Below are 23,884 nucleotides of genomic sequence, written 5' to 3'. Positions count from 1 at the left end.
CTCACAAATACGGCAGCAAAAGCCTCGCCGCGGCATTGCGGAGGCGGATCGGCAGCGGACTGGCGGCGATCTCCTCGCTTGTGATGCGTGGCCCGCGGCACGCCGCCATGTGGGCGCCAAGGGTCGCCGCGAGATCGTCGTGGAAGACCTCCATGTTCAGCTCGAAATTGAGCCGGAAGCTGCGCATGTCCCAATTCGCACTGCCGATCAGGCACCAGACGCCATCCACCACCATCATTTTCGAGTGATCGAACGGCGCCGGGTTGCGCCAGATCCGCACCCCGTCGTCGAGTAAGGGCCTGATATTGGCAGCACTCGCCCAGTCCACCAGCCGGTGATTGCTCCGCGCCGGCACGACGATATCAACGCCAACCCCCCGCTGCGCCGCCAGCGCCAGCGCCGTCACCAGCCGCTCGTCAGGGAGGAAATAGGGGGTCATGATGGCGATCGAGCGTTGCGCGCAGGCAATCGCCTGCAACACCAGCAGCTCGATCTTCTCGACATCCTCATCCGGGCCCGACGTCACCACCCGCGCCACCGCCTCGCCTCTCGCATCCGGCGTCGTGAACCAGGCCGGCCCCTCCAACTCCTCGCCGGTCGCGAACGCCCAATCATCGGCGAAGGCTTCGACGAGCTGCGCGAGAACGGGCCCGGCGACGGCGAAATGGGTATCGCGCACGGGCGCGCGCGGATGGCGGGCGACGAGGTTTTCGGCGCCGATATTCATGCCGCCGGTGAAACCGTGCCAGCCATCGATGAGCAGCATTTTCTTGTGGCTGCGCAAATTGAGAAACGGCATCCGCCACGGCAGCGGCGAGTGCAGGAACCGCGCGACCCGAACCCCGGCGCGGCGCAGCCGACGATAGGCAGGAGAGACGAAATAGCCGCTGCCGACACCATCGAGCAGAACCCGGACAATGACCCGGCGCGCCCGCGCCGCGATCAGCGCCTCGATGATCGGCCCGCCAGCCTCATCGTCACGCAGGATATAGGTCGAAAGCGCGATCGAGGCGCGCGCCCCAGCGATCGCCGCCAGCATCGCCGGATAGGCCTCATCACCGTTCCGCAGCATCGTGATGGCATTGCCGGCAACCGTCGCGCGCCGGGTCAGGTGACGCGCGGCACGCTCCAGCGGCGCGAGATGATCCTCGCGCGGTGATCCCGCCGGCACATCGCGCGGGATCGCGCGCGGCCCATCGCGCAGCCCCCGCGCCCGCCGCTGCACGCGGTTGATGCCAAACACCAGGTAAACGACACCGCCCGGCAACGGCGAGAACCAGACGAGGCCGATCCAGCCGATCGCGGCGCCGACATCGCGCTTGGTGAGCAGGATATGAAGGCTGAGCGCGAGCGCGACGACGAGGCCGAGCGGCGCCAGGATCTGAGCGCGGATCAGCCCGAACAGCGCCGCGAGCCAATAGGCCTCGTCACCGAACATCGCGGCATGCCTCGCAAGATGCCATCAGTGGGGAAAGCGCTTCTTTTTTGAAAAAAAGAAGCAAAAAACTTTCCCCCGTTCAGACGAGGTGTTCCGCGAAAAAGGCGAGGCTGCGATGGAGCGCGATCTCATTGGCGCGCGCGTTGAAGCTCGCCCGCGCCTCACAGCCGAAACCATGTCCCGCGCCCTGATAGATATAGACGGGGATTTCGGGGTGGCGCGCCTTAATCGCCTCGACATCGGCGAGCGGAATACCCTTGTCCTCGGCGCCGAAATGGAGTTGCACCGGGCAATGCGGCGTCTCCTCCCGCGCCGCCGCGATGCCGCCGCCATACCAGCCGATCGCGGCTTTGAAGGCGTGGCTCCGAGTGGCGCCGAGCCAGGCGATGGTGCCGCCCCAGCAATAGCCGATGATCCCGGTTGGGCGCGGCGCCAGCGCCGCCGCCGCGGCCTCGATGTCGCGCAACACCGCCGCCTCTTCGATCGGCGCGCGGAGGGCCAAGCCGCGCTGGACATCGGCCTCGCTGTAGCCGAGTTCGACGCCGCGCTCGACCCGGTCGAACAAAGCCGGCGAGACCACCCGGTAGCCATAGCCGGCGAGTTCGTCGCACACACGCCGCATATGCGCATTCACGCCGAAAATCTCCTGCACCACCACGAGCCCACGCGCCGCCTTGGCGTCCCCCGCGGCATAGGCCTGGAAATGGTGGCCGCAGGATGCGGTCAGTTCGATCATTTCACCCATCATCGTCTCCTTCAGATTGTGATCGCTGCGCGGTCAGGCCTTGGTCGCAACCACCGCCGGGGCCGGCATCACGCCCGCTTCACCGATATCGACCGTCTCGACCGCGGCAAAGCCGGCCTCCCCGAGCCACGCCCGGTATTCCGACAGCGTATAGGTATCGCCGTGCTCGGTATTGACCAGCATGTTGAGGGCAAACATCACCGCCGGCACCGGCCCGGTGCGATCCTCATTGGGGAAGAAATCGAGGATCGCAAGGCGACCGCCGGCAGCAAGCGCCGCGTGCAGGCGGCGAAACAGCCGGCGTGACGACGCCTCGCCCTCGGAATGGACGATATTGCCGAGAACCGCAAGATCGAAGCGGCCGGTGCCGAAATCGACCTCATTGAGATTGCCGGGGAGATAGTCAAAGCGGGCCGCGAGCCCGTGGCGGGCGACGAAGCCGGTGGTCTCCTTGAGCACGCCGGGATAGTCCTGGGCGGTGACATGGGCGCCGGCATCCGCTTCGGCGAGCGCTATGCTCCACACCGCCGAGCCCGCACCGACATCGAGAATGCGGAGATCATGATGGCGCGTCCCGGCGCCGAGGGCGGCGGCGAGGCGGCGGGCGGGTTCGCGGTTGAGAACGTGCAGGCTCCGGATCAGGGTCGGAAAGAACGCCTCCGCCTGCGCCTGGCGTTCGACAGTAACGCTCGGGCGGCCAGTCCGCACCACCTCCGGCAAACGGCTCCAGGCATCCCAGAGATCGTCGATTTCCATCAGCGCGCCGACATAATCGGCGCTGTCGCGCACGAGATAGGCGCGTGACGCCGGCGTCAGCCGATATTGCCCGCCCTCTCTGCCGCTCGCGGTCTTGCCGAGTAGGCCGAGCGCGACCAACGCGTCGAGTAGCATCCTGGTTGCGCGCGGATCGGTGCCGGCGGCGGCGGCAATCGTCGCGACATGCTCATGCCCGGCCGCGATATGGCTGAAAAGCGCGTGTTGCAGGGCGGCGCTCAGCACGCGCGAGGCCCCCATCGCCATATGCATCTGCATCAGCCCTTGCGGGGTCAGCGGCGGGCTGCTGGACGCGTCAATGTTCATGTTGGTCTCCCCTCCGCGTCGAAAATCCTAGCGGTTTCAGGCCGGCGAGAGGGCCTCCGCGGCGCTCGCTTGCCGCAGCACTTCGCCGGCGAGGTAAAGACTACCACATATGAGCACCCGCGCCGACGGGCCATCTTTGGGCAGGCGATGCAGCGCCTCGGCGACACTGCCGCCGGGACGGGCGCGGCCATTCGCGGCCGCAATGATCGCCGGGATCGGCATCGCGAGATGCTGCCCCGGCTCGGCAACCGCCAGCACCGAGGCGGCATGGGGCAGCAACGGGCGGAGGAACTCGGCGGCGTCCTTGGTCTGTTTCATGCCGATGATGAGATGCACCGGCCGATCCCCCCAGGCACGCCCGAGATGCTCGGCGAGCGCGATGCCGGCGCCAGGGTTATGCCCGCCATCGAGCCAAAGTTCCCAATCCTCGGGGAGCAGGCCGGCGAGCCCGCCGGCGAGGCGTTGCAAGCGCGCCGGCCATTCGGCACTGGCGAGCCCGGCGGCGATGGTGTTCTCTGGCCAGCGAAACCCGGCGGCACGCAAAGCGGCGATCGCGATGCCGGCATTGTCGATCTGAAACCGCCCGGGAAGATGCGTTGGCAACGGCAGGGCGAAGTGATCGTCGCGATCGGCGAAGCGCCAGCCGCCAGCGTCCACCGATGCCGTCCACTCCCGCCCGCGCGCGGCGAGCGTGGTGCCGGCGCGGCGGGCGGCGGCCTCGAACACCGCGAGAACCTCCGCCGTTTGCGTGCCGGTCACCGCCGGTGCGCCGGGTTTGATGATCCCGGCTTTCTCGCCGGCGATGGCGGCGAGCGTGTCGCCCAGAAACTCGCGATGATCGAGCGAGATCGAGGTGATGGCCGAGGCCGCCGGGGCGGGAATGACATTGGTTGCATCCGCGCGGCCGCCGAGCCCGACCTCGATCACCGCGAGATCGGCAGGGATCGCCGCAAACAGCAGAAACGCCGCGGCGGTGATGACCTCGAACACGGTGATCGGCGCGCCGGCATTCACCCGCTCCACCTCTTCGAGGGCGGAAAACAGCTCGGCATCGCTCGCGAGCCGGCCGGCGAGCCGCACCCGTTCGTTGAAACGCACCAGATGCGGCGAGGTATAGACATGAACGGCAAGCCCAGCGGCCTCGGCGATGGCGCGGGTGAAAGCGGCGGTGCTGCCCTTGCCGTTGGTGCCGGCGATATGGATCACCGGCGGCAGCCGGCGCTCGGGATGGCCGAGCCCGGCGAGCAGCCTCTCAAGCCGCCCGAGGCTGAGATCGATCAGCGTCGGGTGCAGCGCGTGCAGCCGCGCGACGATCGGCGAGAGGGCTGGGCCATAACCCGGCTCGGGCGGCGGAAATCCTTTCACGCGGCCTGCTTTCGGGTCAAAAGTCCGATCAACCGGGCGAGCGTTTCCTTCATCTCGGCGCGCGCCACCACGGCGTCGAGAATGCCATGCGCAAGAAGATATTCGGCACGCTGAAACCCTTCGGGCAATTTTTCCCGCACCGTTTGCTCGATGACGCGCGCCCCGGCGAAGCCGATCAAGGCGCCGGGCTCGGCGATCTGAACGTCACCGAGCATCGCGAAGCTCGCGGTGACGCCGCCGGTGGTGGGATCGGTGAGGACGGTGATGAAGGGAAGCCCCGCGTCCTTGACCTGTCGCGCCGCGATCACCGTTCGCGGCATCTGCATCAGGCTGATCGCGCCCTCCTGCATCCGCGCCCCGCCGGAGGCGGTATAGATGATGAGTGGGGCATGCTGCAGCACCGCAAGGCGGGCGGCGGCGACGATCCCCTCGCCAACCGCCGCCCCCATCGAGCCGCCCATGAATTCGAACGCCATCGCCGCGACCACCGCCTTGTGCCCGGCGATGCTGCCGTGGGCGACGAGCAGCGCATCTGTCAGGTGGGTTTTCTCGCGCGCCTCTTTGAGGCGGTCAGTGTAGCGCTTGCTGTCGCGAAAGCGCAGCGGATCGGCGGGAACCTTCGGCAATTCGATGCGCGTGCCACCGTCATCGAGCGTCCAGGCGAGGCGCTCGGCGGCGCTTGCGCGCATGTGGTGGCCGCAATGCGGGCAGACCTTGAGATTGCGTTCGAGATCGCGGCGAAACACCATCTGCTCGCAGGCTGGGCATTGGTGCCAGAGATTGTCCGGGATCTCCCGCCGCCCGAGCAGGGTGCGGATTTTCGGGCGGACGAATTCGGTGATCCAGTTCATCGCCGCGCCTCCCGGATCGCCCGCGCGATCGCGCGCACCTGATCGAGCACACGCGCAACCGTATCCGGCCCGGCCCGGCCATCTTGGAGACTGGCCGCCAGGGTTTCGATCAAGGCGGAGGCGACGACGGCGGCATCGGCGATGCCGACCGCTTCCGCCGCTTGCGCCGGGGTTTTGACGCCGAAGCCGATCGCGATCGGCAGATCGGTCGCGCGCCGGATCGGCGGCATGGCGGCGGCGAGATCGGCGATAGCGGCGCTTCTGGTGCCGGTGATGCCGGTGATGCTGACATAATAGACGAAGCCACCCGCGCCAGTGAGAACGTGCGGCAAGCGCTTTGCATCGGTGGTCGGCGCGACCAGGCGAATGATATCGAGGCCGGCGCGGGCCGCGTCGGGCGCGAGCAGGTCGGCCTCCTCGGGCGGCAGATCGACGATGATCAACCCATCGACACCGGCGGCGGCGGCATCGGTGCAAAACCGCGCCTCGCCATAGGCGAGGATGGGGTTGAGATAGCCCATCAGGATCACCGGCGTCGCCGCGTCGTGCGTGCGAAAGGCGCGCACCATGGCGAGAACGCCGGCAAGCGTCGCCCCGGCCTTGAGCGCGCGCTGGCCGGCTTCCTGGATGATCGGGCCGTCGGCCATCGGGTCGGAAAACGGCATGCCGATCTCGATCAGATCGGCGCCGGCCGCCGGCATGCCCTCCAGAATCGCCTGGCTGGTCGCGCGATCCGGGTCGAAGGCTTCGAGAAAGGGGATGAAAGCGCCGCGCCCCTCGGCGCGGAGGGCAGAGAATCGGGCAGCGATGCGGCTCACGGCAGTTCCTCAAGGCCAGCGCCGGCACCGAGATGGCGGGCGACAGTGAAAATGTCCTTGTCACCGCGGCCGGAGAGATTGACGACGATGACGCCGCCCGGCCCGATCTCGGGGGCGAGCTTGGTCAGATAAGCGAGCGCGTGCGCCGTCTCGAGCGCCGGGATGATGCCCTCGGTCCGGGTGCAGAGCTGAAATGCGGCCAAAGCCTCGTCATCGGTGACGCCGACATAGGTGACGCGCCCGCTCTCGAACAGAAACGCATGCTCGGGGCCGATGCCGGGATAGTCGAGCCCTGCGCTGATACTGTGCGCCTCCTCGATCTGCCCGTCTTGCGATTGCAGCAGATAGGTGCGGTTGCCGTGCAGAACGCCGGGCCGGCCACGCTCCAGGCTCGCCGCGTGTTCATGGGTGTCGAGCCCGCGCCCCGCCGCCTCGACCCCGATCAGGCGCACCGCCTCGTCATCGAGAAACGTATGGAAAAGGCCCATCGCGTTGGAGCCGCCGCCGACGCAGGCGAGCGCGGCGTCCGGCAGCCTGCCTTCGGCGGCGAGGATCTGGGCGCGGGTCTCGGTGCCGATCACCGATTGGAAATCGCGCACCATCATCGGATAAGGGTGCGGCCCGGCGACGGTGCCGATGAGATAATAGGTGTCGCTGACATGGGCGACCCAGTCGCGCAGCGCCTCGTTCATCGCGTCCTTGAGGGTCGCCGACCCTGAGGTGACCGGGCGCACCTCGGCGCCGAGCAGGCGCATGCGAAAGACATTGGGTTTCTGCCGCTCGACATCGACGGCGCCCATATAGATCGTGCAAGGCAGGCCGAACAAGGCGCAGACCGTCGCGGTCGCGACGCCGTGCTGGCCGGCGCCGGTCTCGGCGATGATGCGGGTCTTGCCCATACGGCGGGCGAGCAGGATCTGACCCAGGCAGGAATTGATCTTGTGCGAGCCGGTGTGGTTCAGATCCTCGCGCTTGAGATAGATTTTGGCGCCGCCCAACGCCGCTGCAAGCCGCTCGGCCGGCCAGAGCGGGCTCGGGCGGCCGACATAATCGCGCAGATAGCGGTCGAGTTCCGCCTGAAACCCGGGGTCGTCGCGGGCGGCGCGATAGGCGGCTTCGACCTCGAGAATGAGCGGCATCAGCGTCTCGGCGACGAAGCGCCCGCCGAAAGAGCCGAAACGGCCGCGCGCATCGGGCCCGGCTCGGAGAGAATTGGCGAAATGGCGCACGATCAGGCGTTCCCTAAAACTTCCTCTCCCGCTCATAGCGCAGCCTCGCATGGCCGTCACGCCCGGCGCGCGCCAGAGAGCCGTGAATTTAGAGCCGCGAATTTAGAGCCGCGAATTTAGAGCCGCGAATTTAGAGCCGTGAATTTAGAGCCGTGAATTTGTTTCTTCCCGTGAAGGTTTTCGTTAGGATTTTGCGACTAGAGTAATGACGCCGCAAAATCGCGGTGCGCGCCGAGCCCCGGCCCAGGGCCGCCCAGGAGATCCCTAGGAAATTCGATGTCGGAAAACCCGTCGGACAGCCAAGCCCCCGAATCCCAGCCCCGGGAAACCCAACCCCAGGAAACCCGGTCCCAGGAAACCCAGCCCCAGGGAACCCAGCTCACAAACCCTCAACCAGAGAGAGCCCCGCCGCCCGCCGCCGGCTTCGCGCCGGCACGGCCGCTTTCCTTTACCCTGATCGTGCCGACGGTTTATGGCCAGATGCTGGTCAACCGCAACGACATCAACCAAACCAACGCCCTGTTCAAAACCGGCCAGGCGATCGACCATCCCGAAATCGAGCTGCTCGCGACCATCCTCAGCCTTGCCCCGCCGGATCCGATCGTCGCCGATGTCGGCGCCAATATCGGCACCTACACGCTGCGCCTCGCCGCCGTCGCCGGGCCGCGCGGACGGGTGCATTGCTTCGAGCCGCAACGCATCCTCTGCAACATGATCGCCGGCAGCACCGTGCTCAACGGGCTCACCAACGTGATCTGCCACACCATGGCGGTCGGCGCGCGTGAAGGGGCGCTGGAGGTGCCGCAGTTTGACTACCATCGCCCGCTCAATTTCGGCAGCATCGAGTTCGGCCCCGAGCAGCGCGAACCGCTCGACCAGCCGCGCGGCCATGACCCCTTGCTCCGCGAATTCGTGCCCGTCACCACGCTCGACCGGTTCGGCTTCACCCGCCTCGATCTGATGAAAATCGACGCCGAGGGCATGGAGGACGACGTGCTCACGGGCGCGACCGAGACCATCAAGCGCTGCCGGCCGGTGCTCTATGTCGAATTCCAGAAATCTGATTATGTCGCGCTCAAGACCCGGCTCCAGGGCCTCGGCTACACGCTTTATCCGGTGCAGATGAATTTCCTCGGCGTGCCGGCGGAACTGAGCCAGCGCTTCTCCGTCCGCGGCATCGCGCCGGTGAGTTGAGACATGAGTTGAGACAATGGTGAAGTGCGGCAATAGGGCGCGCACGCCGATGGCGTGAGAGAGCGGCCAGCGTCGTCTCTCGGCCGGAAAATCATTTTTGGGAAATGCCCGCCCGGCGCCCGATCAGCCTTGCCATCGGCGAGACCCTTTGACGTCCCCCCGCGATCGCTTACATCGAGGGGTATCAAACGCAACGAGGTCACCCGCCGATGCCCGGCTCCCTGCCCGACCGCGCCGCCGAAAAACCGGCCGCCGATACCGCACTGCCCTCCTGGGATCTTGGCGATCTCTATGAAAGCCCGGAAAGCCCGGCGATCGAGGCAGATCTCGCAGCGGCCGAAAAGGCGGCAAAGGCGTTCGAAAGCGCCCATGCCGGGCGTCTTGCCACGCTTTCGGGCGAGGTGCTGGCGGCCGCGATCGCGGCCTATGAGCAGATCGAGGAGCGGCTCGGCCGCCTCGTCTCCTATGCGCAACTGCATTTCGCCACCTGCGCGACCGACGCCGAGCGCGGCCGCTTCTATCAGACCATCACCGAACGGGTGACGGCGATCAGCAGCCATCTGCTGTTCTTCACCCTGGAGCTAAACCGGCTCGATGAGGCGGCGCTCGCGGCCAAATACGCGGCCCCGGCGCTTGCCCGCTGGCGCCCGTGGCTCGATGATTTGCGCGTCTTCCGGCCGCATCAGCTCTCCGACGAGCTGGAAAAATTGCTGCACGAAAAAGAGGTTACCGGCCATGCCGCCTGGAGCCGGCTGTTTGACGAGACGATCGCCGGCTTGCGTGTGCCGCTCGATGGCGAGGAACTCACGGTCAACGCGGCGCTCGAAAAACTCTCCGATCGCGATCGCGCCGTGCGGAAAGCCGCGGCCGGCGCGATCGGTGCCGTCTTTTCCCAGCATATCCGTCTTTTTTCTTTCATTACCAATACGCTCGCCAAGGACAAGGAGATCATCGACACCTGGCGCCGCTATCCCGAGCCGTGGAGCGCGCGCAACCGCGCCAACATGGTCGAGGACGAGGTGGTGGCGGCCCTGGAAGAGACGGTGACGGCGGCCTACCCGCGCCTTGCCCATCGCTATTACGCGCTCAAGGCGAAATGGCTTGGGCTCGAGACATTGCAGCATTGGGACCGCAACGCCCCGCTCCCTGAGGATCATGACCGCGAAATCCCGTGGCCGGAGGCGACGCGCCGCGTGCTCGACGCCTATGGCGCGTTCTCACCCGAACTCGCGGCGGTGGCGCGGCCGTTCTTCGAGCGCCCGTGGATCGACGCGACTCTCCGCCCCGGCAAAGCCGGCGGCGCCTTCGCCCACCCGACGGTGCCCTCCGTGCATCCTTATCTCCTGCTCAACTATCATGGCCGCACCCGCGATGTGATGACGCTCGCCCATGAACTCGGCCATGGCGTGCATCAGGTGCTGGCCGGCGGCCAAGGCTATCTGCTCGCCAATACGCCGCTGACGCTCGCCGAAACCGCCTCGGTGTTCGGCGAGATGCTGACCTTCCGTGCCCTTCTTGCCGCCGAGACCGATCCGGCGCGCAAGCGGGTGATGCTGGCGGCGAAGGTCGAGGACATGCTCAATACCGTGGTGCGGCAGATCGCCTTTTATCGCTTCGAGAAAAAACTGCATTTCGCCCGGCGTAAAAGCGAATTGCTGCCGGACCAAATCGGCGAACTCTGGCTCGAGGTCCAGCGTGAGAGCCTCGGGCCGGCCTTCGAATTCAGCGAAGATTATAGTGTGTTCTGGGCCTATATTCCCCATTTCATTCACACGCCGTTCTATGTTTATGCTTATGCTTTCGGAGATTGTTTGGTGAATGCGCTCTATGGCGTGTTCGAGGACGGGCATCCCGGATTCGCCGCGAAATATCTCGATCTGCTGCGCGCCGGCGGCAGCAAGCGGCATCGCGCGCTGTTGGCGCCGTTTGGCTTGGACGCCGCCGATCCGGCGTTTTGGCGCCGCGGCACCGAGGTCATCGCCGGCTTCATCGACCAGCTCGAGGCGATGGGCTGATGGCCGATCGCCCCGAGGCCGCCAGACGGCATGACGGCGCGACGCTGTTTGGCGAGGTCAAGCGCATGGCGCGGACTTCGGGTGCGGTCGGCGGCATCGCGGCACGCCTCGCCGGGGCGCGGATGTTTGGTCTGCGCACCGACCGCGCTGCCCATGCCGAGGATCTCAAGGTGTTGCTCGGCGGGCTCAAGGGGCCGCTGATGAAGGTCGCGCAATTCCTCTCCACCGTGCCCGATGCGCTGCCCGCCGAATACGCCGCCGAACTCGCCGAATTGCAGGCCAACGCGCCGCCGATGGGTCGCGCTTTCGTGCGCCGGCGGATGGAGAGCGAACTCGGGCGGGACTGGCGCAGCCGATTCATGGTGTTCGAGGAGGACGCGGCGGCAGCCGCGAGCCTTGGCCAGGTGCATCGGGGAACCCTGCCGGATGGCCGCCAAGTCGCCTGCAAGCTGCAATACCCTGACATGCCGAGCACGGTGGAGGCTGATCTCCGCCAGCTCAAGCTCGCGATGGCGATCTATCACCGCATGGATAACGCCATCCGCCAAGGCGACGTCTATCTCGAACTCGCCGAGCGATTGCGCGAGGAGCTGGACTACCGGCGCGAAGCCGCGCAGATGCGGCTTTATCGGCGGATGCTGGCCGGTGAGCCGGCGGTGCACGTGCCCGAGCCGATCGCCGGCTATTGCACCGAGCGCCTGCTCACCATGACCTGGCTCGATGGTCAGGGCCTGATGCGCTGGCTTGCCGACGACCCGCCGCAGGAGGCACGCAACCGGGTCGCGGAGGCGCTGTTTCGCGCCTGGTATGTGCCGCTTTATCGCTATGGCGTCATTCACGGCGACCCGCATCTCGGCAATTACCAGGTCGCCGGCGATGGCGGCGTCAATCTGCTCGATTTCGGCGCGATCCGGGTGTTCCCGGCGCGTTTCGTGCGCGGCGTGATCGACCTTTATGAGGCGGTGCGTGACAATGACGAAGACCGCGCCCATGCCGCTTACGCCGCTTGGGGATTTACCGACGTCACCCGGGAAAAACTCGAAATCCTCAATCTTTGGGCGAAATTTCTCTATGAGCCGCTGATGCAGGACCGCGCCCGGCGGATCCAGGAGAGCAATGACACGCAATTCGGCCGTGCCGTCGCCGAACAGGTGCATGCCGGGTTGCAGCGCACCGGCGGGGTCAAGCCGCCGCGCGAATTCGTGCTCATGGACCGCTCGGCGATCGGGCTCGGCAGCGTGTTTTTGCGCCTCGGCGCAGAACTCAACTGGTATCGGATGTTCCAGGATCTGATCGCCGATTTCGACACCGATCGTCTCGCGGCGCGCCAGGCGGCGGCGCTGGCCGAAGCCGGCGTTCCCACGACGACCTGATCCGCTCCCCAACCCCACCATCCCCCGCCTTTCCCGCTCACGGTCTTGCGCGCGGGCGAGACCTTGCCGCTCGGCGGGGGATGGGTTAGCAACATCCGCCTTTCGGGGCGGCGCCGTCTGGGGGGACTGGCCTTGGGCGGTGTGCGCCGCGCATGTTCCACCCTCATTTGGAAGACAGCCATGGCCCGCAACAAGATCGCCCTGATCGGCGCCGGCAATATCGGCGGCACCCTTGCCCATTTGATCGGCCTCAAGGAACTCGGTGACGTCGTTTTGTTTGACGTCTTCGGCGGGGTCGCGGCCGGCAAGGCGCTCGATCTCGAGCAATCCGGCCCGGTCGAAGGGTTTGACGCGGTAATGACCGGGGGGTCGGACTATGCCGCGATCGCCGGCGCCGATGTCGTCATCGTCACCGCCGGCTTCCCTCGCCAGCCCGGCATGTCGCGCGATGATCTCGTCGCCAAGAATGCCGGCGTCATCGCGACCGTCGCCGAGGGGATCAAGACCTATTGCCCCGGCGCCTTCGTCATCGTCATCACCAACCCGTTGGACGCCATGGTCGGGGTCATGCAGCAGAAATCCGGCCTGCCGCATGCGCGCGTGGTCGGCATGGCGGGAGTGCTCGATTCGGCGCGCTTCCGGCTGTTCCTCGCCCGTGAATTCAACGTCTCGGTCGAGGATGTGACGGCCTTCGTGCTCGGTGGGCATGGCGATTCGATGGTGCCGCTGGTGCGCTATTCCGCGGTTGCCGGCATCCCGGTCCCCGACCTGATCAAGATGGGGTGGACGACGAAGGAGAAGATCGACGCGATCGTCACCCGCACCGCCAATGGCGGCGGCGAGATCGTGAAATTGCTCGAGAAAGGCAGCGCGTTTTATGCCCCGGCTTCGTCGGCAATCGCCATGGCCGAGAGCTATCTCCGCGACAAGAAGCGGGTGCTGCCTTGCGCTGCCTGGCTCGATGGCCAGTATGGCATCAAGGGGCTTTATGTCGGCGTGCCGGTGGTAATCGGCGCCGGCGGGGTCGAGCGGGTGGTCGAGATCGAGCTCAACGCCGAGGAGCGCGCGGCGTTCGAGAAGTCCTGCGCCGCGGTGCGGGAACTGGTCGAAGCCTCGCGCAAGCTGGTGGGCTGAGCGCGATGAACATCCACGAATATCAGGCAAAGGAACTGCTGCGCCACTATGGCGTCGCGGTGCTCGCGGGGCACGTCGCCTGGACCGCCGAGGAGGCGGAAGCGGCGGCGGCGAAGCTCCCCGGCCCGGTCTATGTGGTGAAGGCGCAGATCCACGCCGGCGGCCGCGGCGCGGGCCACTTCGCCGACGATCCGGCCGGCAAGGGCGGTGTGCGGCTGGCACGCTCCCCGGAGGAGGCGCGCAAGATCGCTGGCCAGATGCTCGGCCACACCCTGGTGACGAAGCAGACCGGGCCCGCCGGGCGCAAAGTCCATCGCGTCTATATCGAACAGGGCTGCGATATCGCGCGTGAGCTTTATCTCTCGTTTCTCGTCGATCGCGACAGCGGCCGGGTGGCGATGATGGCGTCCCGTGAAGGCGGGATGGAGATCGAGGAGGTGGCGGCGCACCACCCCGAGAAGATCCTGACGGTGACGATCGATCCGGCGAGCGGATTCTCTTCTTTCCATGCCCGCAAGCTCGCCTATGGGCTCGGCCTCGCCGCCAAGGAGATCGGCGCCTTCGGCCGCTTCGCGCAAGCGCTTTACCGCGCTTTCGTCGAACTCGATTGCGGCATCATCGAGATCAATCCGCTGGTGGTGACCGGGGGCGGCGAGGTGGTTGCCCTCGATGCCAAGATCAGCTTCGACGACAACGCCCTCTTCCGCCACCCCGATCTCGAAAAACTCCGCGATGAGGATGAGGAAGACCCGAAGGAGCGGGAGGCCGCGCGCCACAGCCTCAATTACGTGGCGCTCGACGGCACTATTGGCTGCATGGTCAACGGCGCCGGGCTCGCCATGGCGACCATGGACATCATCAAACTCTATGGCGCGGCGCCGGCGAATTTTCTCGATGTCGGCGGTGGCGCGACCAAGGAGCGGGTGACGGCGGCGTTCAAGATCATCCTTTCCGACCCGCACGTGGAGGGAATTCTAGTCAATATCTTCGGCGGCATCATGCGCTGTGACGTGATCGCCGAAGGCGTGGTCGCGGCGGCGCGCGAGGTTGCGCTTAGTGTGCCGCTGGTGGTGCGGCTCGAAGGGACGAATGTGCAACTCGGGAAGGAAATTCTCGCCAAATCGGGCTTGCCCATCATCGCCGCCGATAATCTTGCCGATGCCGCCGAGAAGGTGGTCAACGCCGTGAAGGAGGCCGCCTGACATGGCTGTTCTCGTCGATGCCGAAACCCGTGTCATCACCCAAGGTTTCACCGGCGCCCAAGGCTCGTTCCATTCCGAGCAGGCGATCGCCTATGGCACCAAGATGGTCGGCGGGGTAACGCCGGGGAAAGGTGGCGGGACGCATCTCGGCCTTCCGGTCTTCGATACCGTCGCCGAGGCGGTCGCGGCGACCGGGGCGAGCGCGTCGGCGATCTATGTGCCGCCGCCGTTCGCCGCGGATGCGATTCTGGAAGCGGCCGATGCCGGCGTGCCGCTCATCGTCTGCATCACCGAGGGGATTCCGGTGCTCGACATGGTGCGCGTCAAGCGGGCGCTTTCGGGAAGCCGATCGCGGCTGATCGGCCCGAACTGCCCCGGCGTGATCACGCCGGAAGCCTGCAAGATCGGCATCATGCCGGGCCATATCCATCGCCGCGGCCGGATCGGCATCGTCTCGCGCTCGGGCACGCTCACCTATGAGGCGGTGGCGCAGACCACGGCGGCCGGGCTTGGCCAGTCGAGCTGCGTTGGCATCGGCGGCGATCCGGTCAAGGGCACCGATTTCATCGAAGTGCTGGAGATGTTCCTCGCCGATCCCGAAACCCAGGCGATCATCATGATCGGTGAGATCGGCGGCCAGAGCGAGATTTTGGCCGCGGAATTCCTCGCTCGCGAAAAAGTGAAAAAGCCAGTGGTCGGCTTCATCGCCGGGGCGACGGCACCGCCGGGCCGGCGCATGGGCCATGCCGGGGCGGTGATCAGCGGCGGGCGCGATACCGCGGCGGCCAAGATGGCGGCGATGCGCGAGGCGGGGATCCATGTCGCGGAAAGCCCGGCGGCGCTCGGCAGCACCATGATCCGCGCCTTGGGGGGCTGAGCGCATCGATGCGTCAGGCGCATAGCTAGGGCAGTAAAATTGCACCAGACGCAAGTCATACTTAAGTCATATATGCTCTCTATGGGTCGATAAGAGCCAATTCAGGAGCAGGGACAATCACATGGCAGGCGTCGATCTTCTCGCCAGTGCGTTTAATGGCGCGAATGCAAGTTTCATCGCCGATCTCTACGCCAAATGGGTGGCGGATCCGGGGGCGGTCGATCCCAGTTTCGCGGAGCTTTTCGCCTCCCTGAACGATGAGGCGCGGGCGGTTCTGACCGACGCGATGGGCGCTTCCTGGGCGCCGCGCCATTGTGATGCCGGCGATGGCGAGGCGCCTGCGCCGTCCTCCTCCTCCCCTGGCGCGAGTGCGGCGGAGATTCGCAAGACCGCGGAAGACAGTCTCCGCGCCCTGATGATGATCCGCGCCTATCGCGTGCGTGGCCATCTCGAAGCACAGCTCGACCCGCTCGGCCTGCACGTGCCCAAGCCTCATCCCGAACTCGACCCGGCGAGCTATGGCTTCACCGAAGCCGATTACGACCGGCCGATTTTCATCGATTACGTGCTCGGCCGCGAAACCGCGACCATCCGCGAAATCGTCACCATCCTGCGCGAGACCTATTGCGGCCCGATCGGGGTCGAGTTCATGCATATCCAGGATCCGGATCAGAAATCCTGGATCCAGCGCCGGATCGAGGGCGCGCCCTGGCGCGACGGCCTCGCGCCCGAGGCGCGCGTTCAGGTTTTGCGTGAACTCACCGAGGCGGAGGGGTTCGAGACTTTCTGCCAGAAGAAATATGTCGGCACCAAGCGCTTCGGCCTCGAGGGCGGCGAGGTGACGATTCCGGCGCTGCACACCATCATTACCACCGCCGCCGAGCAGGGGGCGAACGAGATCGTCATCGGCATGCCGCATCGCGGCCGCCTCAACACCCTCGTCAATGTGGTGAAAAAGCCCTTCACGGCGGTGTTCAGCGAGTTCGGCGGCAATGGCGCCAATCCCGATGACGTGCAGGGCTCGGGCGACGTCAAATATCATCTCGGCACCTCGACCGATCTCGAGATCGCCGGGCGGTCGGTGCATCTCTCGCTGCAACCCAATCCCTCCCATCTCGAAGCGGTCGATCCGGTGGTGGTGGGCAAGGTGCGGGCGCGCCAGGACATGGCCGGCGATACCCTCCGCCGGCGTTCGGTGATGGGTATTCTCGTCCATGGCGATGCCGCCTTCGCCGGCCAAGGCCTGGTTTACGAGACCCTGGCGATGAGCCAACTGATCGGCTATCGCACTGGCGGCACCGTGCATGTCGTCGTCAACAACCAAATCGGCTTCACCACGGTTCCGGCGCACGCTTATTCCGGGCTCTATTGCACCGATGTCGCGAAATCGGTGCAGGCGCCGATCCTCCACGTCAATGGCGATGATCCCGAAGCGGTGGTCTATTGCGCTCGCCTTGCCGCCGAGTTCCGCATGGCGTTCGCGGCCGACATCGTGATCGACATCGTCTGTTACCGCCGCCATGGCCACAATGAGACCGATGAGCCGGCCTTCACCCAGCCGCTGATGTACAAAGCCATCCGCGCCCAGAAAACCACTCGCACCCTCTATGCCGAACGCTTGGTGCAGGCCGGCGTAATCACCGCGAAAGAGGCGGCGGCGATGGCCGATGCTTTCACCGCCGAACTCGAAGCGGCACAGGCGGCAGCGCAATCCTTCAAGCCCAACAAGGCCGATTGGCTCGAAGGCCATTGGTCCGGCCTCAAACAGGCCGACGAACGCGAGGAATGGGCGGAGGAAGCAACCGCGGTCGATCGCGACACGTTGAAGACCATCGGCCACGCGCTCGCCCACGTGCCGGAGGGGTTCGACGTCAACCCTAAGATCGCGCGCCAACTCGAGGCCAAGCGCGAAATGATCGAAAGCGGTGACGGGATCGACTGGGCAACCGGCGAGGCGCTCGCCTTCGGCAGCCTGCTGCTGGAAGGGCATCGCGTTCGTCTCTCGGGCGAGGATTGCCAGCGCGGCACCTTCAGCCAGCGCCATGCGGTGCTGATCGATCAGACCAATCAGCACGAATATGTGCCGCTCAACAACATCGCGCCCGATGACGGGCAGGCGAAAATCGAGATCTATAACTCGCTGCTCTCGGAAGCCGGGGTGCTCGGCTTCGAATATGGCTATTCGGTTGCCGATCCGCACACCCTGGTTTTGTGGGAAGCGCAGTTTGGTGATTTCGCCAATGGTGCGCAGGTGATCATCGATCAGTTCCTCGCGCCGGGGGAAATGAAATGGCTGCGCATGTCGGGCCTCGTCTTGCTTTTGCCCCACGGCTATGAAGGCCAGGGGCCGGAGCATTCCTCGGCGCGGCTGGAGCGCTATTTGCAGCTCTGCGCCGAGCGCAACATGGCGGTGTGCAATCTGACGACACCGGCGAATTACTTTCATGCGCTGCGCCGCCAGCTCAAGCGCAATTTCCGCAAGCCGCTGGTGTTGATGACGCCGAAATCGCTGCTCCGGCACAAGCTCGCGGTCTCCTCGCTCGCTGATATGAGTGCGGGGAGCCAGTTCCAGACCGTGATTGGCGAGATCGATCCGATCGCCAAGCCCGACGAGGTGCGCCGCGTGGTGCTTTGCAGCGGCAAGGTCTATTATGATCTCTTGGCGGCGCGGCGGGAACGCGGAATCGAGGATATCGCCATTCTCCGGCTCGAACAGCTCTATCCTTTTCCGAAACTCACGCTTCCGAAGCTGCTCGCGCCTTATCGCCGCGCGGAAATCGTCTGGTGCCAGGAAGAGCCGATGAATATGGGGGCCTGGTGCTTCGTCGATCGGCGCATCGAATGCGTGCTCGAGGACATCAAAGGGAAGGCGAAACGGCCGCGCTATGTCGGGCGCGACGAAGCGGCGAGCCCGGCGACTGGCCTTGCCAAAGTGCACGCGGCACAACAGGCGGCGCTGGTCGACAAGGCGCTCGCAAAAGCCTAATCAGCGGAAAACGAAGTCAGGACGAGGAATGGCGATGCCGACGGAAATCAAGGTGCCGCAGCTTGGCGAAAGCATCACCACCGCGACCCTGGCGCGCTGGCTCAAGCACGAAGGCGACGCCGTCGCGGCGGACGAGCCGCTGGCGGAACTCGAAACCGACAAGGTGACGGTCGAGGTGAACGCGCCTTCGGCCGGTGTGCTTACCGCGATCGCCGTCGCCGAGGGGGACGAGGTCGAGGTCGGCGCGGTGCTCGCGACCTTGACCGAAGGCGGCGGCAAGGCGAAGCCGGAGGAACGTCCGGCGGCGAACCCGAGCGGCGGCGTCAATCCGCCGCCGCGCCCCTCGGGCCCGGTTGCGCGCCCGGCGGCTGCACCGCCGCCAGCGCAGGCCGCGGCGACGCACGCAGCGCTGCCGGCGGCCGCGAAATTGATGGCCGAAAACAAGGTGACCGCCGCGCAGATCGGCGCCGGCGCCGGCAAGGGCGGGCGCATCACCAAGGGGGACGTGCTCGCTTTCCTCGAAAACGGCGCGGCGGCACCGAAAGCAGCCCCCGCGGCAAAGGCGCCGCGCGAACTCGAAGCCGGCGAGGAGCGCGTGCGCATGACGCGCCTTCGTCGCACCATCGCGCAGCGCCTGAAGGATGCGCAAAACAACGCCGCCATGCTCACCACCTTCAACGAGGTCGATCTCTCGGCGGTGATCGCATTGCGCAACGAATACCGTGACGCGTTCGAGAAGAAGCACCAGGGCGCGCGGCTCGGTTTCATGTCCTTCTTCGTCCGCGCCGCCATCGTCGCTCTGCAGGAATTTCCCGCCGTCAACGCCGAGATCGACGGCGACGACATCATCTACAAGCATTACGTGCATATGGGGATCGCGGTCGGCGGCCCGAACGGTCTCGTCGTGCCGGTGATCCGCAACGCCGATCGCATGGGTTTTGCCGAGATCGAGAAAACCATTGCCGATTTCGGGAAGCGTGCCCATGCCGGCACCCTCAAGCTCGAAGAACTCACCGGCGGCAGTTTCAGCATCACCAACGGCGGCGTCTATGGGTCGCTGATGTCGACGCCGATCCTCAATCCGCCGCAATCGGCGATTCTTGGGATGCACAAGATCCAGGAACGGCCGGTCGCGATCGCCGGCAAGATCGAGATCCGCCCGATGATGTATCTCGCCGTGTCCTACGATCATCGCATCGTCGACGGCAAGGAGGCGGTCTCGTTCCTGGTGCGGATCAAGGAAAGCATCGAGGATCCGCGCCGCCTGCTTTTGGATCTTTGAGATCATGAGCGAAACATTTGACGTCATCGTCATCGGCGCCGGCCCTGGTGGCTATGTCTGCGCGCTGCGCGCGGCACAACTTGGGCTCAAAGTCGCCTGTGTCGAGAAGCGCGCGACCTTGGGCGGCACCTGCCTCAATATCGGCTGCATCCCTTCGAAAGCGTTGCTGCAATCATCAGAGAATTTTCATGCCGCCCAATCCGCGCTCGCTGATCATGGCGTGATGGTCAAGGGGATTGCGCTCGATCTCGCGCGTATGCAGGCGCGGAAAGAGGAGGTGGTGAGCGCCAATGTCAAAGGCGTCGAATTCCTCTTCAAGAAGAACAAGGTCACCTGGCTCAAGGGTGCGGCGCGGATCGCCCGCCCCGGCGTTGTCGCGGTGGACGGTACGGAATACGCAGCCAAGCACATCGTCATCGCCACGGGTAGCGAAAGCGTGCCGCTCCCTGGCGTCGAGGTCGATGAGACGCGCATCGTCACCTCGACCGGCGGCTTGGCGTTGGATGCGGTTCCGAAGCACCTCGTTGTCATCGGCGGCGGTTATATCGGGCTCGAACTCGGCAGCGTCTGGCGGCGTCTCGGCGCCGAGGTGACGGTGATCGAATTCCTCGACCGGCTGGTGCCAACCATGGATGGCGAGATTTCCAAGGCGTTCGAGCGCATCCTCGCCAAACAAGGCATGAAATTCCGCCTCCAGACCAAGGTCACCGGCGCGCGGGTCGAGAAAAAAACCGTGATCTTGAGCCTCGAGCCCGCCAAGGGGGGCAAGGCCGAGGAAATCAGCGCCGATATCGTGCTGCTTGCGATCGGCCGCCGGCCTTATGTCGAGGGGCTTGGCCTGGCGGAGATCGGCGTTGCGCGCGATGAGCGCGGGCGCATCAAGACCGATGAGCACTACGCGACCTCGGTTGCCGGCATTTACGCCATCGGCGATGTAATCGCCGGGCCGATGCTCGCGCACAAGGCGGAGGAAGAAGGTGTCGCGCTCGCCGAAATCCTCGCCGGCCAGGCGGGACACGTTAATTACGGCGCCATTCCCGGTGTCGTCTATACTTGGCCCGAAGCGGCCTGCGTCGGCGCGACCGAAGAGGCATTGCGCGAGGCGGGCACCGCGTATCGCGTCGGCAAATTCCCCTTCACCGCGAATGGCCGCGCCCGCGCCATGGGCGAAACCGAGGGGTTCGTCAAATTGCTGGCCGACGAAAAAACCGATCGCCTGCTCGGCGCCCATATCATCGGCCCCGATGCCGGCACCCTGATCGCCGAACTGGTCACCGCGATCGAGTTCGGCGCCAGCGCCGAAGATGTCGCGCGCACCTCGCACGCCCACCCGAGCCTGAGCGAAGCGGTCAAAGAGGCCGCGCTCGCGGTCGCCGGCCGCGCGCTGCATATCTGAATGGCCATGAAGAAAAGGAAAGAACTTCTTTTTCTGAAGAAAAAGAAGCAAAAAGACTTTTTCTCCGTTTTCTCGGCGCGGCTATTTTCCTCGGAAAGGGCAGTGCCTACGGCACTGCCCAACGGATGAAAGTTTTTTGGTTCTTTTTTTCAAAAAAGAACAAATTCTCCCCCTCGCCCTGACCATGGGCGATCCGGCGGGGATTGGGCCGGAGATCACCGTCGGCGCCTGGCGCGCGCTCCATGCCGAGGGGCCGGCGTTCTTTGTCCTCGCTGATCCGGCGCTGTTTTCCGGCTCCGAGGTGCCGACCCGCGCGATCGCCGAACCTGAGGAGGCGCTTGCCGTTTTCGCAGATGCGCTGCCGATCCTCCCCCTCGCACTCGCCGCCCCGGTGCGGCCCGGTAAGCCTGACCCGGCCAATGCGCCGCGCGTGATTGCGGCGATCGAGCGCGCGGTCGCGCTCACGCTGGCCGGGCGGGCGGCGGCATTGGTCACCAACCCGATCAGCAAATCGGTGCTGTATGCCGCCGGTTTTCCCCATCCCGGCCATACCGAATTTCTCGCGGCCCTCACCGGGGCCGCGACGCCGATCATGATGCTCGCCTCGCCGCTGCTGCGCGTCGTTCCGGTCACCGTGCATCTCGCGCTCCGGGCCGCCCTCCTGAGCCTGACGACGGCGGCGATCGAAACCGCGGGGCGCATCACTGCGGCGGCCTTGCGCGAGGATTTCGCCCTCCCCTCCCCGCGCCTGGCCGTCGCTGGCCTCAACCCGCATGCCGGGGAAGGCGGCGCGATGGGCGATGAGGAGGAAACACTGATCGTGCCGGCGATCACGGCGCTCCGCGCTGCCGGGATCGACGCTTTCGGCCCGCTGCCGCCCGATACCCTATTCACTGCCCGCGCCCGCGCCGGCTATGATGCGGCGCTCTGCATGTATCATGACCAGGCGCTGATCCCTTTGAAAACGCTGGACATGGATGGCGGCGTGAACGTGACGCTCGGGCTTTCGATCATCCGCACCTCGCCCGATCACGGCACGGCGTTCGATATCGCGGGACAGGGCCGCGCCGATCCCGCGAGCCTGATCGCCGCCCTGCGCCTTGCCGCCACGCTCAGGGCCAACCGGATGAGGAACCGATGACGACGCTCAGGCTAGGGGTCAATATCGATCATGTCGCGACCGTTCGGAATGCGCGCGGCGGCGCCCATCCCGATCCGGTGGCGCTCGCCAAAGCGGCCCTTCGCGCCGGGGCGGATGGCATTACCGCGCATCTGCGCGAGGATCGGCGGCATATGCGCGACGCCGATATGGAGCGCCTCCGCGCCGAGATCGCAGCGCCCCTCAACATGGAAATGGCAGCGACGGCGGAGATGGTGGCGATCGCCCGCGCGCTTTGCCCGCACGCCGTCTGCCTGGTGCCCGAGCGCCGGCAGGAAGTCACCACCGAAGGCGGGCTCGATGTCGCGGGACAACGCGCCGCCCTGGCGCCGGTGGTCGCGTCACTGGTGGCGGCGGGGATCCGGGTCTCGCTGTTCATCGATCCCGATCCGGCGCAGCTTCGCGCAGCGGCGGCGATCGGCGCGCCGGTGGTCGAGCTGCATACCGGCGCCTATGCCGAGGGCCGCGCCGGCGAACTCGCGCGCCTGTGCGAGGCCGCGGCATTGACCGCCGAACTCGGCCTCGAATGCCATGCCGGGCACGGTCTGACTTACGACAATGTCACCCCGGTCGCCGCTCTGCCGCAGGTGCGGGAACTGAATATCGGCCATTTCTTGATCGGCCAGGCGATTTTCGATGGCATCGCCGCCGTGGTTACCGAGATGCGCGCGCGCATGGATCGCGCGCGCGCCGCCTCGGGTTAGCCGCGCCGGGTCAGGGCCGGCGGGCGCGGCGCCGCGCGCCGGCGAGACCGAGCAGCCCGGCGGCGAGCAGGCCGAGGCTCGCCGGCTCGGGGATATTGCCGGAATATTCCCCGGAAGCGAGCGTTGCCGGGCCATTGAAGGCAGTGAACGGCGAACCGGCGCTCCCGGGCGGCGGAAAATCAGTGACATTGAGTTGGTCGAGGGGAATTTCCCCTGGTGACATAAAATAGCCGTAACTCTGCAATTCGAGCGGCTGCCCTTCGGTGTTGCTGATGGAGACATCGGCGCCGCCGGTTGACTCATCCAAACCATCGACTTCGAGGACGCCTTCGGCGGCGTTCCAGGCGATCGTCGTGGTCGGGCCGGCGACGAACGGCACTTCGAACCAGGAGCCGTAGAACGGCCCGCCGCTGGCAAAGCCGGCTTCGAGATAGATCACCAGGAACTCGGTCGCGTTGCCGGCGATCGGGTGCGGCTGGATGAGATCGATATTGGCGGCCGGCATGAGCACCGGGGATATCCCGCTACTGGAAGAATAGGTCCAGGTTTTGCTCACGACGCTGAGATTGTTCGGCGGATAGGGCGAGGGCGGCGGGCCGTCATTGAGGCCGAAATGCATATGCGTGCCGGCTTTGAGCGGGCTTCCGGAATAGGTGACGGTGGTCTGGTTCGTAACCGGATTATAGGACGTGGTCACTGACGCATTGGCCGTCGACCCGCCGGGCGCCAAATCGTTGCCGTTGGCAAACGGATCGGTGGCCGAATCATTGGCGTTCTGTACCGGGATCGAAGGCGCGCCGGCGAAGGTGATTTCGAAATCAGTGGGGTTGCCGGTGCTCGGCGACATATCGAATTCGTTGAAGAATTCGGAGGGGTAGGCGAGCGCCGGACGGGCGCCGAGGACGCTGCCGGCGAGTACGAAAGCGGTCGCGAGAGCGGTGCTGGCGAGCGGCGAAAAGCGGGTGCGGCGCGGCATGTGTTCCTCCACGGCATAAAAGATGAAGACGGCGGTGGGGCGGATGCGGCACGGCGGCGT

The 23,884-nt window shown here is 65.9% G+C and carries 19 protein-coding genes; 11 read left to right on the top strand and 8 right to left on the bottom strand.

Annotation, left to right across the window (positions count from 1 at the left end; genetic code table 11):
- Window position 1: 1 nt before the first annotated feature.
- The 7 genes from DEF76_RS09535 to trpB form a co-directional block, all read right to left on the bottom strand.
- Window positions 2-1,438 (bottom strand): phospholipase D-like domain-containing protein, encoded by a 1,437-nt coding sequence (locus DEF76_RS09535; protein WP_114912140.1) that lies wholly within the window; start codon window positions 1,436-1,438, stop codon window positions 2-4.
- Window positions 1,439-1,517: 79 nt separating this feature from the next.
- Window positions 1,518-2,183, bottom strand: coding sequence for a dienelactone hydrolase family protein (locus tag DEF76_RS09530; protein WP_114912139.1), 666 nt, complete (start codon window positions 2,181-2,183; stop codon window positions 1,518-1,520).
- 33 nt (window positions 2,184-2,216) lie between these two features.
- Window positions 2,217-3,263, bottom strand: coding sequence for a class I SAM-dependent methyltransferase (locus DEF76_RS09525; RefSeq protein ID WP_114912138.1), 1,047 nt, complete (start codon window positions 3,261-3,263; stop codon window positions 2,217-2,219).
- Window positions 3,264-3,299: 36 nt separating this feature from the next.
- On the bottom strand, window positions 3,300-4,628 hold the full coding sequence (locus DEF76_RS09520) for a bifunctional folylpolyglutamate synthase/dihydrofolate synthase (protein WP_114912137.1): 1,329 nt from the start codon (window positions 4,626-4,628) through the stop codon (window positions 3,300-3,302).
- Window positions 4,625-5,479, bottom strand: coding sequence for an acetyl-CoA carboxylase, carboxyltransferase subunit beta (accD, locus tag DEF76_RS09515; protein WP_114912136.1), 855 nt, complete (start codon window positions 5,477-5,479; stop codon window positions 4,625-4,627). The genes DEF76_RS09520 and accD overlap by 4 nt, the downstream gene beginning before the upstream one ends.
- Window positions 5,476-6,297 carry a tryptophan synthase subunit alpha gene (gene trpA / locus DEF76_RS09510; RefSeq protein WP_114912135.1) on the bottom strand — a complete coding sequence of 274 codons (822 nt, stop codon included), beginning with the start codon at window positions 6,295-6,297 and terminating at the stop codon, window positions 5,476-5,478. Before trpA ends, accD begins: the two co-directional genes overlap by 4 nt.
- The gene (gene trpB / locus DEF76_RS09505; protein WP_240318964.1) at window positions 6,294-7,526 is read right to left on the bottom strand and encodes a tryptophan synthase subunit beta; all 1,233 of its coding nucleotides are present in this window, start codon (window positions 7,524-7,526) and stop codon (window positions 6,294-6,296) included. Before trpB ends, trpA begins: the two co-directional genes overlap by 4 nt.
- A gap of 276 nt (window positions 7,527-7,802) precedes the next feature.
- On the opposite strand from trpB, the gene DEF76_RS09500 reads away from it, so the two are divergent.
- The 11 genes from DEF76_RS09500 (at window position 7,803) to DEF76_RS09450 (ending at window position 22,848) form a co-directional block, all read left to right on the top strand.
- Window positions 7,803-8,720: an FkbM family methyltransferase gene (locus DEF76_RS09500; RefSeq protein WP_114912133.1), complete on the top strand. Its 918-nt coding sequence runs from the start codon at window positions 7,803-7,805 to the stop codon at window positions 8,718-8,720.
- Between the two features lie 209 nt (window positions 8,721-8,929).
- Complete coding sequence (locus DEF76_RS09495; RefSeq protein WP_114912132.1) at window positions 8,930-10,735, top strand: M3 family oligoendopeptidase; 1,806 nt, start codon at window positions 8,930-8,932, stop codon at window positions 10,733-10,735.
- Window positions 10,735-12,108, top strand: coding sequence for an ABC1 kinase family protein (locus DEF76_RS09490; protein WP_114912131.1), 1,374 nt, complete (start codon window positions 10,735-10,737; stop codon window positions 12,106-12,108). The genes DEF76_RS09495 and DEF76_RS09490 overlap by 1 nt, the downstream gene beginning before the upstream one ends.
- A gap of 180 nt (window positions 12,109-12,288) precedes the next feature.
- The gene (mdh, locus tag DEF76_RS09485) at window positions 12,289-13,242 is read left to right on the top strand and encodes a malate dehydrogenase (protein ID WP_114912130.1); all 954 of its coding nucleotides are present in this window, start codon (window positions 12,289-12,291) and stop codon (window positions 13,240-13,242) included.
- 5 nt (window positions 13,243-13,247) lie between these two features.
- Window positions 13,248-14,444 carry an ADP-forming succinate--CoA ligase subunit beta gene (gene sucC, locus DEF76_RS09480; RefSeq protein ID WP_114912129.1) on the top strand — a complete coding sequence of 399 codons (1,197 nt, stop codon included), beginning with the start codon at window positions 13,248-13,250 and terminating at the stop codon, window positions 14,442-14,444.
- A gap of 1 nt (window position 14,445) precedes the next feature.
- Window positions 14,446-15,321, top strand: a complete 876-nt coding sequence (sucD, locus tag DEF76_RS09475; protein ID WP_114912128.1) for a succinate--CoA ligase subunit alpha — start codon at window positions 14,446-14,448, stop codon at window positions 15,319-15,321.
- Between the two features lie 121 nt (window positions 15,322-15,442).
- Window positions 15,443-18,307, top strand: coding sequence for a 2-oxoglutarate dehydrogenase E1 component (locus DEF76_RS09470; protein WP_114912127.1), 2,865 nt, complete (start codon window positions 15,443-15,445; stop codon window positions 18,305-18,307).
- Between the two features lie 34 nt (window positions 18,308-18,341).
- Window positions 18,342-19,589, top strand: coding sequence for a 2-oxoglutarate dehydrogenase complex dihydrolipoyllysine-residue succinyltransferase (odhB, locus tag DEF76_RS09465; protein WP_114913784.1), 1,248 nt, complete (start codon window positions 18,342-18,344; stop codon window positions 19,587-19,589).
- Between the two features lie 4 nt (window positions 19,590-19,593).
- The gene (gene lpdA / locus DEF76_RS09460; protein ID WP_114912126.1) at window positions 19,594-20,985 is read left to right on the top strand and encodes a dihydrolipoyl dehydrogenase; all 1,392 of its coding nucleotides are present in this window, start codon (window positions 19,594-19,596) and stop codon (window positions 20,983-20,985) included.
- Window positions 20,986-21,121: 136 nt separating this feature from the next.
- Entirely contained in the window at window positions 21,122-22,126 is a 1,005-nt protein-coding gene (pdxA, locus tag DEF76_RS09455) for a 4-hydroxythreonine-4-phosphate dehydrogenase PdxA (RefSeq protein WP_275895682.1), read from the top strand.
- Entirely contained in the window at window positions 22,123-22,848 is a 726-nt protein-coding gene (locus tag DEF76_RS09450; RefSeq protein ID WP_114912125.1) for a pyridoxine 5'-phosphate synthase, read from the top strand. The genes pdxA and DEF76_RS09450 overlap by 4 nt, the downstream gene beginning before the upstream one ends.
- Before the next feature lie 10 nt (window positions 22,849-22,858).
- On the opposite strand, the gene DEF76_RS09445 is transcribed toward DEF76_RS09450, so the two are convergent.
- Window positions 22,859-23,824, bottom strand: coding sequence for a PEP-CTERM sorting domain-containing protein (locus tag DEF76_RS09445; protein ID WP_114912124.1), 966 nt, complete (start codon window positions 23,822-23,824; stop codon window positions 22,859-22,861).
- Between the last annotated feature and the right edge of the window lie 60 nt (window positions 23,825-23,884).

Origin of the sequence: Acidibrevibacterium fodinaquatile (assembly GCF_003352165.1) — a bacterium.
Taxonomy (GTDB): Bacteria; Pseudomonadota; Alphaproteobacteria; order Acetobacterales; family Acetobacteraceae; genus Acidibrevibacterium; species Acidibrevibacterium fodinaquatile.
This window is presented reverse-complemented; position numbering and strand designations above follow the sequence as displayed.

What these genes read in the sequence shown, in the direction of transcription:
- DEF76_RS09535 (WP_114912140.1), bottom strand. Translation starts at nt 1,438, where the DNA reads ATGTTCGGTGACGAGGCCTATTGGCTCGCGGCGCTGTTCGGGCTGATC.
- DEF76_RS09530 (WP_114912139.1), bottom strand. Translation starts at nt 2,183, where the DNA reads ATGGGTGAAATGATCGAACTGACCGCATCCTGCGGCCACCATTTCCAG.
- DEF76_RS09525 (WP_114912138.1), bottom strand. Translation starts at nt 3,263, where the DNA reads ATGAACATTGACGCGTCCAGCAGCCCGCCGCTGACCCCGCAAGGGCTG.
- accD (WP_114912136.1), bottom strand. Translation starts at nt 5,479, where the DNA reads ATGAACTGGATCACCGAATTCGTCCGCCCGAAAATCCGCACCCTGCTC.
- DEF76_RS09500 (WP_114912133.1), top strand. Translation starts at nt 7,803, where the DNA reads ATGTCGGAAAACCCGTCGGACAGCCAAGCCCCCGAATCCCAGCCCCGG.
- DEF76_RS09495 (WP_114912132.1), top strand. Translation starts at nt 8,930, where the DNA reads ATGCCCGGCTCCCTGCCCGACCGCGCCGCCGAAAAACCGGCCGCCGAT.
- DEF76_RS09490 (WP_114912131.1), top strand. Translation starts at nt 10,735, where the DNA reads ATGGCCGATCGCCCCGAGGCCGCCAGACGGCATGACGGCGCGACGCTG.
- mdh (WP_114912130.1), top strand. Translation starts at nt 12,289, where the DNA reads ATGGCCCGCAACAAGATCGCCCTGATCGGCGCCGGCAATATCGGCGGC.
- sucC (WP_114912129.1), top strand. Translation starts at nt 13,248, where the DNA reads ATGAACATCCACGAATATCAGGCAAAGGAACTGCTGCGCCACTATGGC.
- sucD (WP_114912128.1), top strand. Translation starts at nt 14,446, where the DNA reads ATGGCTGTTCTCGTCGATGCCGAAACCCGTGTCATCACCCAAGGTTTC.
- DEF76_RS09470 (WP_114912127.1), top strand. Translation starts at nt 15,443, where the DNA reads ATGGCAGGCGTCGATCTTCTCGCCAGTGCGTTTAATGGCGCGAATGCA.
- odhB (WP_114913784.1), top strand. Translation starts at nt 18,342, where the DNA reads ATGCCGACGGAAATCAAGGTGCCGCAGCTTGGCGAAAGCATCACCACC.
- lpdA (WP_114912126.1), top strand. Translation starts at nt 19,594, where the DNA reads ATGAGCGAAACATTTGACGTCATCGTCATCGGCGCCGGCCCTGGTGGC.
- DEF76_RS09450 (WP_114912125.1), top strand. Translation starts at nt 22,123, where the DNA reads ATGACGACGCTCAGGCTAGGGGTCAATATCGATCATGTCGCGACCGTT.
- DEF76_RS09445 (WP_114912124.1), bottom strand. Translation starts at nt 23,824, where the DNA reads ATGCCGCGCCGCACCCGCTTTTCGCCGCTCGCCAGCACCGCTCTCGCG.